The 17,119-nt window shown below is 74.4% G+C and carries 9 protein-coding genes; 1 reads left to right on the top strand and 8 read right to left on the bottom strand.

Translation table 11 applies throughout. The features are described from left to right. Positions 1-57: 57 nt before the first annotated feature. The 7 genes from ACWC2T_RS31425 to ACWC2T_RS31395 all read right to left on the bottom strand — a co-directional run bounded on the left by ACWC2T_RS31425 (position 58) and on the right by ACWC2T_RS31395 (position 14,214). Positions 58-1,341 (bottom strand): MFS transporter, encoded by a 1,284-nt coding sequence (locus ACWC2T_RS31425; protein WP_450673727.1) that lies wholly within the window; start codon positions 1,339-1,341, stop codon positions 58-60. After that, the gene (locus ACWC2T_RS31420) at positions 1,338-3,158 is read right to left on the bottom strand and encodes a hypothetical protein (RefSeq protein WP_450673726.1); all 1,821 of its coding nucleotides are present in this window, start codon (positions 3,156-3,158) and stop codon (positions 1,338-1,340) included. Before ACWC2T_RS31420 ends, ACWC2T_RS31425 begins: the two co-directional genes overlap by 4 nt. Continuing rightward, on the bottom strand, positions 3,155-4,396 hold the full coding sequence (locus tag ACWC2T_RS31415; protein ID WP_450673725.1) for an ATP-grasp domain-containing protein: 1,242 nt from the start codon (positions 4,394-4,396) through the stop codon (positions 3,155-3,157). Before ACWC2T_RS31415 ends, ACWC2T_RS31420 begins: the two co-directional genes overlap by 4 nt. A gap of 34 nt (positions 4,397-4,430) precedes the next feature. Next, positions 4,431-5,408, bottom strand: a complete 978-nt coding sequence (locus tag ACWC2T_RS31410; protein ID WP_450673724.1) for a TauD/TfdA family dioxygenase — start codon at positions 5,406-5,408, stop codon at positions 4,431-4,433. Between the two features lie 78 nt (positions 5,409-5,486). Then, entirely contained in the window at positions 5,487-10,790 is a 5,304-nt protein-coding gene (locus tag ACWC2T_RS31405) for an amino acid adenylation domain-containing protein (RefSeq protein WP_450673723.1), read from the bottom strand. A 296-nt stretch (positions 10,791-11,086) separates the two neighbouring features. Beyond that, positions 11,087-13,585, bottom strand: coding sequence for an AAA family ATPase (locus ACWC2T_RS31400; protein WP_450673722.1), 2,499 nt, complete (start codon positions 13,583-13,585; stop codon positions 11,087-11,089). A gap of 176 nt (positions 13,586-13,761) precedes the next feature. Beyond that, positions 13,762-14,214 (bottom strand): hypothetical protein, encoded by a 453-nt coding sequence (locus ACWC2T_RS31395; RefSeq protein ID WP_450673721.1) that lies wholly within the window; start codon positions 14,212-14,214, stop codon positions 13,762-13,764. A gap of 403 nt (positions 14,215-14,617) precedes the next feature. Between ACWC2T_RS31395 and ACWC2T_RS31390 the strand changes: the two genes are divergently transcribed. After that, complete coding sequence (locus tag ACWC2T_RS31390) at positions 14,618-15,949, top strand: aminotransferase class V-fold PLP-dependent enzyme (protein WP_450673720.1); 1,332 nt, start codon at positions 14,618-14,620, stop codon at positions 15,947-15,949. Between the two features lie 13 nt (positions 15,950-15,962). On the opposite strand, the gene ACWC2T_RS31385 is transcribed toward ACWC2T_RS31390, so the two are convergent. Then, positions 15,963-16,721: a thioesterase II family protein gene (locus ACWC2T_RS31385; protein ID WP_450673719.1), complete on the bottom strand. Its 759-nt coding sequence runs from the start codon at positions 16,719-16,721 to the stop codon at positions 15,963-15,965. Positions 16,722-17,119 lie beyond the last annotated feature (398 nt).

Here is a 17,119-nt window from a genome sequence, read left to right as displayed (position 1 = left end):
TGCGGTGGTGGCTCGTCGGGTGTGGTCCGTCGCGGCGGCCGTCGGCCCGGTGTGCGGTCACCCGGGTACCGGCTCCGTCGCCGGTGACGGGGGCGGTGTCGGGACCGCGGTCAGGGACCTCACCTGGCGGCTGCACAGGGCACCCGCCGTCACCAGGGCCACCAGCGCCGCACCGGCCAGGAGCGTGGTGTGGATGCCGAGGTGTCCCGCCAGGGGGCCCGCGGCCATCTCGCCCATGGGCAGGGCCACGAAGGAGCCGAGTGCGTCGTAGGCGTAGACGCGGGCGAGCCGGTCGGCGGGGATGTTCTCCTGGAGGGAGACGTCCCAGGCCACCCCGAACTGTTCCAGGGCCAGCCCGTTGACGAACATCGCGACCGTCAACAGCAGGGCGCCCGGTGCCTTGGCCAGGACCACCAGCGGGACCGCCTCGACCGCCACCAGAGCCACACCGAGCAGCAGACCGCGCCGGACCCGGAGGCGGGCCGCGAGGATTCCGCCGGCCACCGCGCCCGCCATCTGCGCGGCCAGCACCGTGCCCCACGCCCCGCGGCCGAAGGTGTCGTCGGCGACGACCGGCCCCAGCACCTGCACGCCGCCCGCGACCACCGCGTTGACCACCATGAACTGCAGAACCACGATCCACACCCACGACCGCGAGGTGAACTCCCGCCAGCCTTCGCGCAGTTCGTGCAGAGGGCGCGTCGGACCGGCGGCGCCGGCCCCCTTCGCGGGCGTGGTGTGCACGCCGAGGAAGCACACGGCCGCGCCGCAGAACGCCACCGCGTTGCCCGCGAGCCCCCAGCCGGGTCCGAGCACGGCGGCCACCACTCCGGCCAGCGAGGAACCGGCGATCGCGCCGAGGTTGGTGCCCATGCGCATCACGGCGTTGGCCGGCCGGATCAGCTCGGCGGGCACCGTCTGCGGGGTGAGCGCGGCGGATGCGGGCAGGGAGAGCGCGGCGAGCGCCCCGTTGAGGGCGCTGAGCAGCACCAGCAGCGGGATCGACGCGGCGTGCGCCAGCACGCTCGCGGCGATCGCGGCCTGGACCCCGGCCGCGGCCAGCGCCGAGCCCTGCAGCACCAGCGTGCGCCGCACCCGGTCGGCGACCACCCCGCCGACCAGCAGCAGCGCCACGTTGGCCAGCGAGCGCGCGCCGACCACCAGCCCCAGATCCGTCGTCGAGCCGGTCGTGTCCAGGACGGCGAAGGCGAGGGCCACCGGCGCCATGGCGTTGGCGAAGTACACCAGGAGCCGGCCGGCCGCCAGCCGCCGGAAGGCCCGGTGCGCCAGTGGCGCCCACGAGCTGCCCCGGGCCGGGTCCCCGGCCGCCGTCTGCGTCATCGTCGTCCTTCCTCCGGATGCAGCGTGAAGTGCACCCGCGACACGGAGATGCCGAGATCCTGTACGGCGTACGGGCAGAAGTAGTACGCCTGCGGGGTGGCCGCACCGGACGGCGTGATGGTGAACTCGGCCCGCACCCGCTCACCGGCCCGGTCCGCCTGCACCCGGCGCAGCACCGGACCGACCTTCGCGTCGAGGTACACCGGCAGCACGATGCCCAGGTTCACCGTCCCGGCGCGCCGTGCCACGGCCTCGACCACCACGTGGAGGGTACCGCCGGCCGCCACGTCCTCCGCCGCCTTCACGGTCAACTCGGCCGAATCCGCGAGGGTGTTGGCGACATCACCGCAGCGCGCGCAGACCACCTGGACGGTGTCGGTGACCACCGGCACCCGGCCGCGCCGACGGTAGGCGACGAGCGGGCGGCCGCAGGCGCACGGAGTGTCCAGGGCCACGGGCGCCTCGGCCACGCTGCGTTCGCCGAAGTAGGTGGGGAACTGCAGGACCGGATCGTCGTGGTGCTTGGCGAAGCGGTGGGCGAGAGCCAGGTCGAGGGAGAGGGCCTCCTTGGCGACGGCGGCGAGTGCCTCCTCGGCCTCCGGGGTCTTCACCACCGTACGCACCACGTTGTGCAGCAGCCTGTCCGACAGCGCCCGCAGCCGGGGCCGCAGCGGGTACTCCGCGCCGAGCAGACCGCTGTCCAGCAGGCCGGACAGCCGGGCCCCGAGGGTGTGCAGCGGCAGCGGCTCCCGCGCCGGCTCCGGCGTTCCCTCCGTGCCCGGTGCCATCTGCGCGCCCGAGGACCGCAGGCCCGCCTGGACGAACGCCGGGTACGGATTGATGTCCCGCAGCCGGTCGTTGACGGCTTCCACGGTGCCGGCCGAGAGCCAGGCCAGGTTCTCCGGACGCTGCCCGTCGCAGGCGGTGAGGGTGGCCACCACCGTCTGCGCCGGGCCGTCCAGGGCGTTCAGCAGGATCAGGTACTTCGGGTCGTACATGGCGTGTCCGGCGAGCGCGCCGCTGAAGCAGTTGGCCAGCACCAGTTCGGCCGCCCGGATCGCGCGGGCCGGGATCAGCTTGTCCATGGGCTTGGTGCAGCCGAGTCCGTAGGCGCACTTGGGGCCCGGAGCACCGAGCCGGGCCGCGACCGGGCTCGCCCCGCACAGGGTGAACAGGCCCAGGTTCAGCTGGTCGTCCTTGCCGTTGCCGTGGAACAGCACCCGGCGCCACACCCGGCCCAGCGCCAGTTCCTTCACGTCCACGCGGTGCACGTCCTCGGCGCCGCACCACACGTCCGCCCCCGGCACCGGTGCCGCCGCGTCCAGCTCGGAGACGACGCCCACCGCGGCGCCCGCCGTGACCTGGGCGTACTGCTTGGCCACCACCCAGCTCAGGCTGGGCACATCCCGGCCGGTCAGCAGGTACAGCGGCCGGCCCGCCGCGTGGGCGGCCTCGACGACCGGCTGCAGCTCGTCGCCGGGCAGCTGCCCGTAGACGCCGGCGAGCAGCACCGAGCCCTGCTCGGGCAGCCGGGACGGGTCCGGGACCCAGCGGCGGGCCAGCGGCTTAAGGAGCGTGCGCAGGGCGGCGGGCACCTGGTCGGCGCCGAACAGCACACCGGTGTCGGCGGGTTCGGGGCTGCGCCGGCCGCCGTAGACCTGCTCGGCCAGTGCGATCCCGTCGAGCAGGTCGGCGCGGTCGCCGGTCCACACCGGCAGCGGCCCGCTGCCGGCCGCGCCCGCGGCCACGGCCGCCGTGTAGGCGTCGAGTGCGCTGTGCGGGGCGAACAGCGATCCGGGTGCCACGGGGGCGCTCACGACGCGTCCACCTTCAGCTCGAAGTGGCGCAGCACGGCGTGCATCCGCTCCTCCACCTCGTCCGCGGTGGCACCCTCGACGTGCACATAGCCGGTGGAGGCGTGCGAGGCGCGTGGCGGGTCGAGGACGTCGCCCGGCGCTGCGGTCAGCCGGGCGCCGATCACGCCGGGCAGCCGGAGCAGTTCCTCCTCGGAGGTGATGTGGACGACGCGGCCGGGCGCGGTGGGCAGCAGCAGGTCGCCGACGGCACGGTCGAGGGTGTACCGGGGCCGCGGCACCCGGCCGACGTAGGTGTCGAGGATGACGTGCAGGAAGTCGAACCCGTAGGCGAGGCCGTGGTTCATCGGCACCTCGCAGCCGCTGAGCCGGGCCGCGACCTCGCTCATCACGAACTCGCCGTCGTCGGTGAGGAAGAACTCGCCGTGCAGATAGCCGTAGGGGATGCCGAGGCCGTCGGTGAGCCGCTGCGCCAGCGCGCGGGCGTCGACCGGGATCTCCTCGCCGGGCGCGTACGTGATGTTGGCGTTGATCTTGCCGTCCAGGACCTGAAGGATCGGCACCGGGTTCTTCGACAGGTAGGCGTCCACGACCACCCCGCGGGCGACGACCGCGCACAGCTGGAACTCCCGGCCCCGGATGTACTCCTCGGCCATCCAGTCGAGGCCCGGGTCGAGCGGCGGGACGCCGGCGAGGTCCTTGGGAGAGTCCAGGCGGTAGGTGCCGATGCAGGAGTCGGAGTCGACGGGCTTGAGGATCACCGGCCAGCCGTGTTCGTCGCCGAACGCGACGACGTCCTCCAGGGCGTGCACGGGGCGGTAGGCGGCGTGCGGGATGCCGATCTCGGCGTACCGGTCCTTCATCGTCATCTTGTTGCGGACCCAGCCCACCTGTTCCTCGCTCAGGTGCGGCAGGCCGACCAGGGCGGCGAAGCGCTGGGCGGTGGCCTGCAGCGCCTCGTTGGGGTTGCAGAAGTGGGTGGGCCGGGGCAGGCCCCTGGTGCCCTTCATCCAGCGCAGGTAGCGGGCCGCCTCGTCCTCAAGGGGCGCGGAGGTGTCCAGGGTGAACGTCGGCACGTGCGCGGTGCGGGCGATGTAGTCCTCGGTCAGCTGGACGGTGTCGAAGCGCAGCAGGACGACGTCGACGTCCTCACGGGCGAGGACGTGGTCGGTGAAGGTGGCCCGGCGGCTCTCGACGAGCAGGACGGCGGGGCGGGCGGTGGGGGTGCCGGTGGCGTGCATGGTCGTCTCCAGGTCTGGTGGGGCGCGCGGGGGTTCAGCCGATGACCCGGGTGGATCCGTCGATCCGGCCGGGGCGGGTGCGGCGCAGGTCACGGACGAGGTTGACCCGCTTCAGCCAGCGGTCGCCGCCGTCGAACCCGGCGCGGAAGGAGCGCCGGCCGTGCACCACGTTGCGGTTGTCGACGAAGCAGATCCCGCCGGTGGGAACGACCACGTCGGTGAGGTTGGCGTCGAGATGGGCGACGATGTGGGCGAAGGCCTCGGCGGCCTCCGGATCGCCGTCCTGGGCGCGGAAGAAGTCCCGGTCGATGCGGAGCACCGGCTGGTCCGGATGGCCCTCCAGGACGGGCACCGGCTCCGGTACGAAGGCTCCCTCGGCGAACTCGTGCGCGGAGTCCGGAAGGGCCACGAAACGCGGCTGGGACAGCACCGCGCGGATCCGGGCGGGCAGCCGGTGCACGTCGACATGGGCGACGGTCGTCGGCACCCGGCTGTCGTTGCGCAGCGCGAACAGACCCACCCAGTCCGCCCGGTACGGCGAGAAGGCGTCCTCGGTGTGCCAGGCCAGCTCCAGCTCGCTGGAGGCGGAGACCAGGCTCTTCTCGAAGCCCTTGCTCGGCAGGATGTCGGTGACCAGCCGGCCGTCCTGCTGGGTGGCCCAGCCGGTGACGTCGCCCAGGAGCGCCGCGTACAGCACCAGCAGGAAGCCGTGGACCTGGCTCTCGTCGGTGTTCGCCTCCCTCCAGTGGCTCGGGGTGGTGCCGAGCGCCGCCTGGTCGACGAGGTTGCCGCGGATGAGCGTGACATGGGTGGTCTCGTCGCGCCGCGCCGAGTTCAGGTGGCGGCGCACGGTCAGCGGCAGTTCGTGCGCGAGGACCGGCGCCTCGTCCAGGAACCGCGGGTCGTCCGCCGCCTTGTACGACTCCAGGCAGGCCGCGGCCAGCGCGTGCGCGGCGCGGGCCTCGCGCGGGGTGAGGTCGAGGACGTGGTGGCGGTCGTGGGTGGCGGTCATGGGATCCTCCGGAAAAGAGCGCGTCTTCGGTGGCGGTGGGGGTGCTCTCGGGAACGGTTCGCAGGTCCGGCCGCCGGGCTAGAACGGGTCGCCGAGGTGGTCGTTGATGTGGTCCAGGCACAGCTCGTACAGGTCCTCGGCGTGGGTCTCGTGCCAGCCCTCGGGGACGGCGGCCGTCGCGGGCCACACCGCGCGGTGGCCGGTCGGGTCGGCCAGCACCACGAAGGTGGCGAACTCGTCGGCGAACGGGTCGTCGTGGGCCGGGCCGTCCAGCACGTGCAGATTGCCGTCCTCGTCCAGGCGGGCGGCGCGGCCGGTGCGCCACATACGGGCGGTGCCGCCGTCCGGGCCGCCGAACGGGTCCGGCAGGAACCGCTCGCCGCTGGCACCGGGCGACCCGGCGTAGCCCCGGGCCACGCCGACGCCCGCGATGTACAGCGATCCGGTCTCGCCCGGGCCCACCGGGCGCAGCAGCGAGTCCAGGAGGTAGGCCCGGTAGCCGGGGGCGGGCCGGGCCGGGGCGCCGGGCACCCGCTCGACGACGAGCCTGCCCTCGGCCCAGCCGCCGCTCACGGTCAGCTCGGCGCCCTCGGTCCGGGCGAGCGACACCAGCGCGCACAGCACGTCGTCGGCGCCGCCCAGCACCACCCGGGCCCCCTGCCGGCGCAGCCAGCCCAGCACCTCGTGCGGCACGTCCTGGGTGAGCGAGGCGTCCGGGACGTGCACGCGGGCGCCGCAGGCCAGCGCGCTCAGCAGCCCGATCGCCGCGTCCCCGTCCGGGTAGCCGTGCACCAGCCAGGCGGCGTCGGCCGGTGCGGCCAGGGTCGCCGCGGTGACGGCCTGGCTGCCCACCGCCACGGTGCCGTCCTCGCCGGGCAGCAGCAGGAGCGGGTCGCCGCTGCGCAGCGGCCGGGTCCGGTCGGCCTCCGTCACCGGCCAGTGCCCGGCCGGCGGCAGCCGGTCGGCGGCGTCCTCGCGGACCAGACGGGCCGCGCCGGGCACGGCGGGCAGCAGCAGGTCCGCGGTCTCGTCGAGCAGCAGCACCGCGGGGCGCAGCGACTCGGCGAGGTCCAGCGACGGGTCGACCGGCAGCAGCGCGGCTCCGGTCTTCGCCACGGCGATCGCGGCCACCGCGAAGGAGGCCGGCGAGGACAGGGCGGTGAGCACACAGGTGCCGGGACCGGCCTGGTGCTCGATGAGAGCGTGCGCCAACAGGTCGGAGCGGGCGTCGAGTTCGGCGTAGTCGAGGCCGGTCAGTGCGAGCGCCTCGGGGGCCCGCGCCACCTGCGCCGCGAACAGCGAGGCCATGTCCTGCTCCGCGAGCGGCACGTCCGCACCCGCCCACACCCCGCTCCCGGCGGCCGGGCCGGGCAGCAGCCGCATCCGGCTGAGCGGGGTCGCGGGCGCCTCCAGGGCGGCCTGAAGTACGGCGGTGAGCTGGCCGGTGAGGGAGGCGGCGGCGCTCTCGCCGACCGTCTCGTGGCGGAAGGCGGCGGTGACGGTGATGCCGGCCGGGGCGCCGGCGGGGTTGTGCCGTTCCGTCAGCGTCAGCCCCAGGTCCGTGGCCGGGACCGGAGGGGTGCAGTGTTCGGCCTGCACGGACAGTCCGGCCGCCTCGAACCGGCCCGCGCACTCCTGGAGCACGGTCAGCGCGATCCCGCCGGGCAGTGCCGCCAGTGCCGCCTCGCCGTCCCGGTAGGCGGCCAGGTCCCGTTCGCGGACCCGGCGCAGCAGTTCGGTGAAGGCCGGGTCGCCGGAGGTGTCCACCGTCAGGGCCAGGACCCGCCCGTAGGGGCCGACGGCCCGGCGCAGTGCGGCGGTGTCCCGGGCCGGGACGGGGGCGGCCACGGTGACCTGCTCGCTCGCGCCGAGCCGGTTCAGCAGGGTGGCGAGCGCGGCGTGCACCACCATGAACAGGGTGGCGCCGTGCTCGGCGGCCAACCGGGTGAGCCGCGCGTGCAGTTCGGCGTCCAGCTCGGTCTCCAGGGTGCCGTAGGAGGCGTCGCCGGCCTGCGGCGCGCTGCCGGGAAGCGGGGTGGGCGGCAGGTCGCCGAAGACGGCGAGGGGGGCCGCGTCCAGTGCGGCGGGGGAGTGGTGCGGGGTGTCCCCGGTCGCCCGTGCCCCGTAGGCCTGGGCGAGTTCGGCGGTCAGCGGCAGGTGGGACCACAGGTCGACCGAGTCGGCGGGCAGGGCCACCTCCAGCAGGTGGTCGTCGGCGGCCAGGGCGCGCAGCCGGGTGCCGGCCACGCCGAGCCGGGAGTTGCGCAGCGACGGATGGCGCCGGCCGAGGTCCTCCAGGGCCGCTTCCAGGGCGCGGGTGTCGAGCGCGCCGCGCAGCCGCACCGAGAACTCCGAGCTGTCGCCGGCGGTGGCGCCCGGCCCGGTCACCGCGGCGGGGGCGTCGCCGACGAGCGCGGCGAACGCGGCCGGGGTCGGCGCGTCGTACAGCGCCCGGCTGCCCGGGTCGGCGCCCAGGGTCTCGCGGGCCCGGGACAGCAGCCGGGCCGCTGCCAGCGAGTGGCCGCCGATCTGGAAGAAGTCGGACTCGGCGTGCACCTTGTGCCGCGGCAGGCCCACCACCTCGGCGAACAGGTCACGGACGATCTCCTGGATCGGCGTGCCGGGCTGGGTGCCGGGGCCGTCGGCGGTGACGGCGGGCGCTGGCAGGGCCTTGCGGTCCACCTTGCCGTTGGCGTTCAGCGGCAGGGCGTCAAGGGTCATCAGCGCGGACGGGATCATGTAGTCCGGCAGCCGCTCCTGCAGGTGGGTGCGCAGGACGACGTCCAGGTCGAGGGTGTGGTCGAAGGCGGTCGGGGTGTTGGCGCAGCTCTCGGCGTCGGAGACGGCTGCCGCGTACACGCCGGTCAGCCGGCCCGCGGGGACCTGCTCGGGGTCGAGGAGGACGATGTCGAGGAGGTCCGGGCTCTCGCCCCAGGTGGGCAGGGCCCGGTAGCCCAGGCGCTCGGCGGTCTCGCACAGGGTCTCCGGGTCGGGGGCGGGGGCGTCCTGCGGTGCGAGGTCGATGCTCTCGCGGGGGTCGAAGAGGGACTGCATGGCCGCGTACTCGTCGTGCAGGCGGCGGTTGGGCACCCCGGCCAGGCGCAGCACGGCGGGGCGTTCCGTCGTCAGGTGGTGTTCGACGTCGGCGGTGGCGGCGACGTCCCGGCCCCAGCGGAGGGCGGGCGCGGTGGTGAGGTCGGCGACCGGTGCGGCCGTGGAGAGCACCGCCTCGTAGCGGTAGCGGGTCAGTTCGTTGTGGTGCCGGCCCCGCTTGGCGCGTACGTCGACCGCGCGCACGGCGGGCAGGTCCCGGGCGAGTGCGTCGAACAGGGCGGGGGAGAGCAGCAGTTCGGTCTCCGTGGCGACCTGCTGGTCGATGGCGCGGCGCAGCGCCTCCCTCTCGCCCCGGGCGGCGCCCGGCCGGGCCAGCGCGATGCCGGTCTGGAAGCAGCGGGCGAGGTCGAGGTTGCGCAGGTCGCCGAGGAGCAGCGAGCCGCCCGGGGCGAGCAGGGGCAGGGCCCGCTCGACGACGGTGCGCAGGTAGTCCAGGCTCGGGAAGTACTGGATCACCGAGTTGACGATGATCGCATCGAAGTGACCGGCGGGCAGTCCGCCGGTGTCCTCGGCGCCCCGGCAGCCCAGCCGGACCTTCTCCTTGAGGACCGGGTCGGCCTCCACCTGCGCGGTGAGCGCGGCGACGACGGCGGGGGAGAAGTCGGTGGCCCAGTACTCGTGGACCTCCTCGTCGCGGGCGAGGTGGGCCATCAGCAGGCCGGTGCCGACGCCGATCTCCAGGATCCGGCGGCGCGGCAGCTCGCGGATCCGGTCGAGGGTGGCGTCCTGCCACTCCCGCATGTGCTCCAGCGGGATCGGCAGGGCGTCGTAACTGCTGTTCCAGCCGGTGAAGTTGTCGCCCAGCCCGGCGGCGCCGGCGTCGTCGTAGAGCGCCTCGTAGATCTCCTTCCACTCGGTGATCTGCGCGTCCTGGTCGGCGGCCGCCGCGGCCGGGGCGGCCGGTACCACGTGGGCCACCAGGCGTTTGTCGCCGTCCTCGGTCTCGTACAGGGACACCGCGGCGGCGGACACGGCCGGGTGGGCGGTCAGCACCGACTCGATCTCACCGAGTTCGATGCGGAAACCGCGCAGCTTGATCTGGTTGTCCACCCGGCCGACGAACTCCAGCGTGCCGTCCTCGCCGAGGCGCACCAGGTCACCCGTGCGGTACAGGGGGCCGTCGGTGCCGGTGAAGCGGTCCTCGACGAACCGCTGCGCGGTCAGCTCCGGCCGGTGCAGGTAGCCGGCGGCCACGCCGGGCCCGCCGAGCAGGAGTTCACCGGTGCCGCCCGGGGCGACGGGGGTGTCGTCGGCGTCCACGACCACGGCCGTGGTGGCGCCGATCGGCCGGCCGATCGGGATCGTACGGTCGCCCTCGGCGGGTTCGGTGACCTGGTGCCAGGTGGCGAACGTCGTCGTCTCGGTCGGCCCGTACACGTGCAGCAGCCGCTCGGGCGCGCCGGCGGCGAAGACCTCGCGCACCCGGCGCGGGTCGCAGGCCTCGCCGCCGAACAGGACGGTGCCGAGCGGGGCGAAGGCGGCCGGGCGCTCCCGGGCGATCAGGTTGAACAGGGCGGTCGTCAGGAAGATCACGGTGATGTCGTGGTCGCGGACCGCGTCCTGGAAGCGGCCCGGGTCGGTGACGGTGTCCTTGCCCAGGCCGACCAGCCGGGCGCCCGCGGTGAGCGTCGTCCACACCTCGAAGGTGACCGCGTCGAAGGCCGGGTTGGCGGCCTGGGCCACCACGTCGGCGGGGGTCAGCCGCAGGTAGTCGGTGGAGCGTACGAAGTCCAGCACCGCGCGGTGCGGTACGACGACGCCCTTGGGCGTGCCGGTGGTGCCGGAGGTGTAGCAGACGTAGACCGCGTCGTCCGGGCCCGCCGTCTGCTCGGGCAGGGCGTCGGGGCGCCCGGCGATCTCCGGGGCCTCGGCGTCCAGCGCGACGACCACCGTGTCCAGGTCCGCGTAGTCCGCGGCGTCCGCGCCCTCGGTGAGCACCGCGGCGGCCGCGCTGTCGCGCACGATCAGCCGGCGCCGTTCGGCCGGGTTGGCGGGGTCGACCGGGACGTAGGCGGCGCCGGCCCGGACGATCCCGAGGAATGCGGTCACCATCTCCGGGCCCGGTCGCAGGGAGGTCACCACCCGGTCGCCGCGGCCGATGCCGCGGGCCCGCAGATGGGCGGCCAGGCGGTTGGCCGCACGGCTCAGCTCCCGGTAGGTGAGGCGCGCCCCGCGGCCGTCGGCGTGCTCGGGGTAGTGGACCGCGATCGCGTGGGGACGCGCCTGGGCCTGCTGCTCGATGAGGCCAGAGACCGACACGACGGACATCAGCACCCGCTCCTTACGACAGCGCCTTCCGGCATGGCAAAACCTTGCCTGAATGTTGGCAACGGCTGCCTGAGGTGCCGTCTCGCCATGGTCGAGCGGTGCTGGAATCGCAGGTGGTGGGGGTGGAAACTTGACAGTTCGAGAGGCAGCGTGTTGCCAAGTACCGCCGCGGGGCGGGCTCGTCCTGCATGCGAAAGCGGCTGTGCCGCGGAGGGAGGGTCCTCCGCGGCACAGCCGCTTCAGGGGGCTTCAGGGGGCGTCAGGGGGGAGGGACGGCGGCCGGGGCCGCCCGGCGGTCAGCCGCGCACGGGCGCCTCGGCGGCGGCCGCGACCGCCGGACGGTCGGACACGGCCCACAGCTCGTCCCGCAGGCCCACCGCGCCCATCTGCCGCGCCAGGCCCCAGGCGGCCCGCAGCGCGGCGGCTCCCTGTGCGGGGACGTCGTCGCCGTGCAGGGCGCGCCCGAGGTCGGCCAGCGCCCGGGCCGCCTCCAACCGGTCGCCCGAGCGCCGCAGTTCGTCGACGGCCTCGCGCAGCAGGGCCGTGCGCCGGCCGGGCGAACCCGTCGCGGCCAGCAGGCGCAGGCAGACACCCCGTACCCGGGGGAGCGCCGCGTCCGGCACGGCGAGCTGTTCCTCCGCCAGCGCCCGGGCCCGCCCGAGCCGGCCCATCCGCACGAGCGCCTGCGCGGCGTCCGTGCGCCACGGCAGCAACGCCGGCCGGTCCGCCCGCCACGACCGCACCACACGGCCCGCCGCGAGGAAGTCGGCGAGCGCGGTGTGCGGCAGCCCCTGGTACAACCGGTGCAGCCCACGGGCGCGCAGGTACTGCACGCCGTACAGGCTCGTCAGCATCTGACGGGTCACCGGGAACTGGACGTGCCGGGCCGCCTCGTCGTGGCGGCCGAGGGCGCCGCAGGCCTGGACGAGCACGGCGGCCGGACCGTAACGGAACGTTCCGCCTTCGCAGGCGGGCAGCGCGTCGAGCGCCGCCGTCGCGTGCCGACGGGCGCCGTCCGCCTCGCCGGTCCGCCACAGCGCCTCGGCGTGCAGCGCCGCGCAGACCGCACGCCAGCCGGGCGCGCCGCTCGCCTCCGCCTGCGCCAGCAGCCCTCTGCTCGGGGACACCGCGCGCTCGGGCCGGTCCGAGTACAGCAGCGTTCGCACGGCGTTGACGAGCGGGGCGAAGGCGGCGTCCGTCAGCGGCACCGTCCGCAGCAGCCTCTCGCAGCCGTCGACCGGGGCGTCGAGCAGGGTGCCGACCGCCGAGCGGTCCTCGGCACCCGAATCCTCCGTCCGCAGCAGCGCGTCGGCCTCGGCGATCCGGCCCTGCGCGAGCAGCAGCGCGGCGGGCTCCCGCGGGTCCCACCCGGCGGGCCGGGCCGAACGCGGGCCGGTGACCCATGCGGTCAGCCGTGCCTCGGCGGCCGCCGGATGCCGGCGGGCGCCGGTCCGCGCGAGCCGCAGGGCCACGGCGGCACGCTCGTCCTCGTCGGGGCAGACAGCATGCGCGAGTTCGAGCAGACGCTCGGCGTCGACGACGGTGTCCGCGCGCGGAATCCGGCCGGGGCCGTCGACGTGTCCGCCGGTCGGCCGGTCACCGCCTCGGCCGGGGCACCCGCCGCCCGCCGCGGGCGCCAGCAGGGCGTCCGCCGTCTCGACGAGCAACGTGAAGTCCTCGGAGCGGGCGGGGGAGCGTACGCCGTCCCCCGGTGGGGCGAGCAGCAGACCGGCCACCGCCTCGGTCGGGGCACCGGCCGCGTGCAGCGCATGGGCTGCCTGTCGACGCAGGTCGCCACGCAGGCGCGGGGGAGTGTCGGCGAGGACGGCGGCCGGGACGGACGGGTGGCGGAACCGGAGGCCGTCGAGGAGCCCGCAGGCACGCAGAGCGTTCAGCGCGCCCCGGACGTCACGGCCGGCGGGCGGTGCGGCACCGCTCCCGGGGCCGTGCAGCATGTGGGCGATCAGCGGCTCGGTGGCCCGCCCGGCCAGTGTCGCCACGGCGCGGGCGACCGCTTGGGCCCCTTGCCCACTGCGGTGCACACAGGCGAGGACGGCCTCGGCGAACGGACCGTCGGACGCGGTCTCCGCAGGCCGTACGGCGGCGCCGTCCTCCTGCAGCAGGGCGCGCAGCAGGAGCGGGTTTCCGCCGGTGATGCCGTACAGCTCGGACGGCGGACGGCCGGGGTGCGCCGGCACCGCCCACTCCTGGGGCGGGGTGGCGGCGGTCCGTGCGGTCTCCTCCGGGGTGAGCGGAGCGAGCCGGATCCGCCGGACGTGCGGCTGCCTGGCCAACTCCGAAGCGCAGAAGGTGTCCTGGGCGACCCCGGCGTACGGGGAGACGGTGGCGACCAGCAGCACCGGGGCCGGGCGGGCGTGCCGGGCGAGATGGCGCAGATGATGCAGGGACGGCGCGTCGGCGTACTGGACGTCGTCCACGCAGAGCACCACCGGGCCCTCCAGGGCGAGATCGCGCAACCGCGCGCAGAAGGTCCGCATCGCCTCCTCGGACGGTACGGCGCTTGGCGCATGGGTCCGCTGGGACACGAACTCCGCCGCGTCACCGGCCAGTTGGCGCAGCACGGCGAGAGGTACCCGGCGTTCGGACTCGGTGGCGGCGGCGGTGAGCAGCAGCGCTCCCGCGGCGGTGGCCTGTTCGGCCACGGCGTTCAGCAGGTGGCTCTTGCCACAGCCGGCGGCCCCCTCGATCAGTACCACCCGGGAACGTCCCACCGCGCAGGCGGTGAGGACCGTCTCCAGAGCTCCGGCCATCGATGTTCTGTCCGCCTCCGTCATGAACCCGCTCCCTCGCCCGAAGCCGCGCCCGGTCCGGGCCAGCATCCGAGGAGCGCCTCTAAACGAGGTGGAGCGGCGACGGAGGTGAGAACACCCCCGGAAACGCCGAAGCCCCCGCTCCGGCACGGCGGCCGACGGGGGCGTCACGGAACGGGCACGGAATGCCCGGGCGCGGATCAGACGGAGGCGGAGGCAGGCCAGTTGATGCCGGCGCCGGCGGGCCAGTTGATGTTGGCGCTGGCCTGGGTGGCGGTGGCGGCGGGCCAGTTGATGTCGGTGTTGGCCGGGGTGGCGGTGGGGGTGGTCGGCCAGTTGATGTTGGTGTTGGCCGGGGTGGCGGTGGCGGCGGGCCAGTTGATGTTGGTGTTGGCCGGGGTGGCGGTGGGGGTGGTCGGCCAGTTGATGTTGGCGCTGGCCTGGGTGGCGGTGGCGGCGGGCCAGTTGATGTCGGTGCTGGCCGGGGTGGCCGTGGCGGTGGCGGGCCAGTTGATGTCGGAGCCGGCCTGGGTGGCGGTGGTGGCGGTGGCCGGCCAGTTGATGGCGTCCGCGGTGGTGGCGGTCGCCACGGTGGAGAACGCGGCGGCGGCGATGGTGGCGGCGACGGTGGCGATCCGGGCGATGCGGTTCATGGTGGGCTCCTCGGTGTCAATTCCGTGTTCGTTGCTTGGCAACCTCTTGCCAAGAAGGTTGGCAAGCAAATCTCGGGAATCGCTCGGGAATTGATCGAGTTATGCTCAAGTCGGCCGCGAGATGCGCTCCAGGAACCCCGGCGAACTCGGCCGACTTGCCTGGACAAACTGCCTGTGAACTGCGGAATCTCGGTTTCTTGGCAGAATTCCAGAGGCTCTGGCAACGCTCGGCAATCCCTAGGAAAGAGAGCCGGGCGCAGCTGAGTTCGGAGGCAAACGGGCCGCCCACTTGAGCGCTGCCTGAGCCCAGGTTGCCAAATCTCGATGCGTGCTGGCAATGTATTGCCAAGCATTAGGCAAGAAGTTGCCTCAATTGTCTCGGAGACGGGGGGAGGCCCCGGAGATGAACGCGATGTCCCACGGCGACCGAAGGGTCCATCTGAACTCGGCCGGTCTGGGCCGCATGCCCGCCGCCGTACTCGAGGTCCTCACCGAATGGACACGCTTCGAGGACCGGTACGGGCCGTACGAGCTGGAGGAACGCCTGGACGACGTGCTGCACCGGGAGATCCACGAGCGACTGGCCGCCCTGCTCGGCGCACCACCCGGCGACACCGCCCTGTGCACCGGGGCCGCCGACGCGTTCGCCGCCGTCCTGTCCCGGCTCCCGCTCGGCCCGCGCGACCGGGTCTGGACGACTCCCTACGAGTCGGCCGCCAACCTCACGGCCCTCTTCGCCCTGCGCGCCCGCACCCACTGCCGGCTGGAGGTCGTACCGCTGCGCCCGGACGGGGACCTGGACCTGGAGTGGATGGCCTCCCACGCCGACGGTGACCTTGCCCTGGTCTCGGTGGCACATGTCCCGGCGGGCTGCGGCATCGTCAACCCGGTGGAGGAGATCGGGCGCATCCTGGCCCCCCACCGCTGCCTGTACGCCGTCGACGCCTCCTACGCCGTCGGACAACTCCCCGTGGACGTCGCCCGCATCGGCTGCCAGCTGCTCACCGGCGACGGCTGGCGCTTCCTGCGCGGCCCGCAGTCCGTCGGGTTCGCCTACGTGGCGCCGCAGGTGCACCAGCTTCTGGCCCCGCACGGCGGTCTGCCGCTCGTGCCGCCCCACGGCGCCGCCGTCGCCGCGCTGAACGCGGCCCTCACCGGGCACGCACCTGCCCTCGCACCCGCGCCCGGGGACCTCGCCTCCCGCCTGCGCGCCGCCGTGGAGAACACGTCCGGCACCGAGCTGATCGCCCCCGGCCGGGTCCAGTCCGGCATCGTCACCTTCCAGCACGAGGAACTGCCGTCCGCACTGGTGCGCCGCCGCCTCGCAGACCGTGGAGTCGTCGTATGGAAGACGGTCGCTCAGGAGACCCCGCTGTACCTGCCCGGGCGCGGTGTCGTGACGGCCGTACGCGCATCCGTCCACCCCGACAACCGCGCCGAGGACATCGAGTGGTTCGCCGACGCTCTCCAGGACGCCGTGGCTGAGGGGCGCCCGCGGTCCGTCCACGCCGCGCATCCGCTGTCCACCGAACCGGCGTCGCGCGCCACGCCGTTCACGCCGTCTGTGCCATTCATGCCGTCTGCGCCGTCTGCGCCGTCTGCGCCGTCTGCGCCGTCCGTGCCGTCCACGCCGTCCGTGGTCCGGATGCCGCGTCGGCGAGCGGTCGGGCGAGGGCATCTGACCCTGGTGACCGGCGATCCGTCGCACACCAGCCCGCTCCAGACCGGGGCGTGAGCTCGCGGTCCGGTCAGCGCAGCCGTGCCTCAAGGGTGGAAAAGACGGCGGGTGCCTCCGCGTTGAGGTAGAAGTGGCCGCCGGGGAACACCTTCAGCTCGAAGGGCCCCGTACTGTGCTCCGCCCAGGCCCCGGCCTCGTCGAGCGTGACCCGGGGATCGTCGTCACCGGTGAGCGCGGTCAGCGGGCAGGACAGCAGCGGCCCCGGCGTAGGGCGGTAGGTCTCGGCGGCCCGGTAGTCGGCGCGGATCGACGGCAGGGCCATGCGCAGGATGTCCGGATCGCCCAGCACCTGGGCGTCGGTGCCGCTGAGCCTGATGACGTCCTCGATCAGTCCGTCGTCGTCCAGCAGGTACACCCGCTCGTCCCGCACGGTCGACGGGGCCCGCCGGCCGGAGACGAAGAGCCCGTGCAGCACCTGGCCGCGCTGCTCGAAGCGCCGAGCCACCTCGTAGGCCACCGAGGCGCCCATGCTGTGCCCGAAGAACGACACCGGCCGGTCGAACCAGCCCTGCAACTCCTCCACCAGCGCGTCGGCGAGCCCGTGGACGCTGTCGACACACGGTTCGTGGCGTCGGTCCTGGCGCCCCGGGTACTGGATCGCGAGCACATCGACGCCCGGGGCGAGGGCGCGGGCGAACGGGAAGTAGTAGGACGCCGAACCGCCCCCGTGCGGGAAGCACACCAGGCGGTGCGGGGCGTCGGGAGCGGGGTGGAAGCGCCGTACCCAGGCGCCCGTCCCGGCGCTCCTGGGCGTCGTGAAGGCTGTCATGTCGGTGGTCCCCCTCGGGGTCGTGCGGGCCGGGCCGGCTCCGCGCGGATCAGTTCCGGGCGCAGGAGCATCGCACGTGGCGATACAGCCGCAGCGGAACGCGGCGAGCGGCGCGCTGCGGATGCCGTCGTCGCGTTCACGGCGGCCCGGGCAGACGCGAGTGCCCCTCTAACGGCCGTCCCTAGCCTCGGGCCCAGGTGCGCGCACCATGCGGTGCCGCCGCGAGATCAGTCACGGACCGACAGGAGCGGACCTACGCATGTCTGTGGAAATGACCGGGCCGCCCGAGACGGGGACGGCAACCGCGAAGGATGTGCGGCGCCTGGACCGGGTGATCATCCGGTTCGCGGGGGACTCGGGTGACGGTATGCAGCTCACGGGTGACCGGTTCACCTCGG

The sequence above is a fragment of the Streptomyces sp. NPDC001393 genome (genome assembly GCF_053597455.1).
This window is presented reverse-complemented; position numbering and strand designations above follow the sequence as displayed.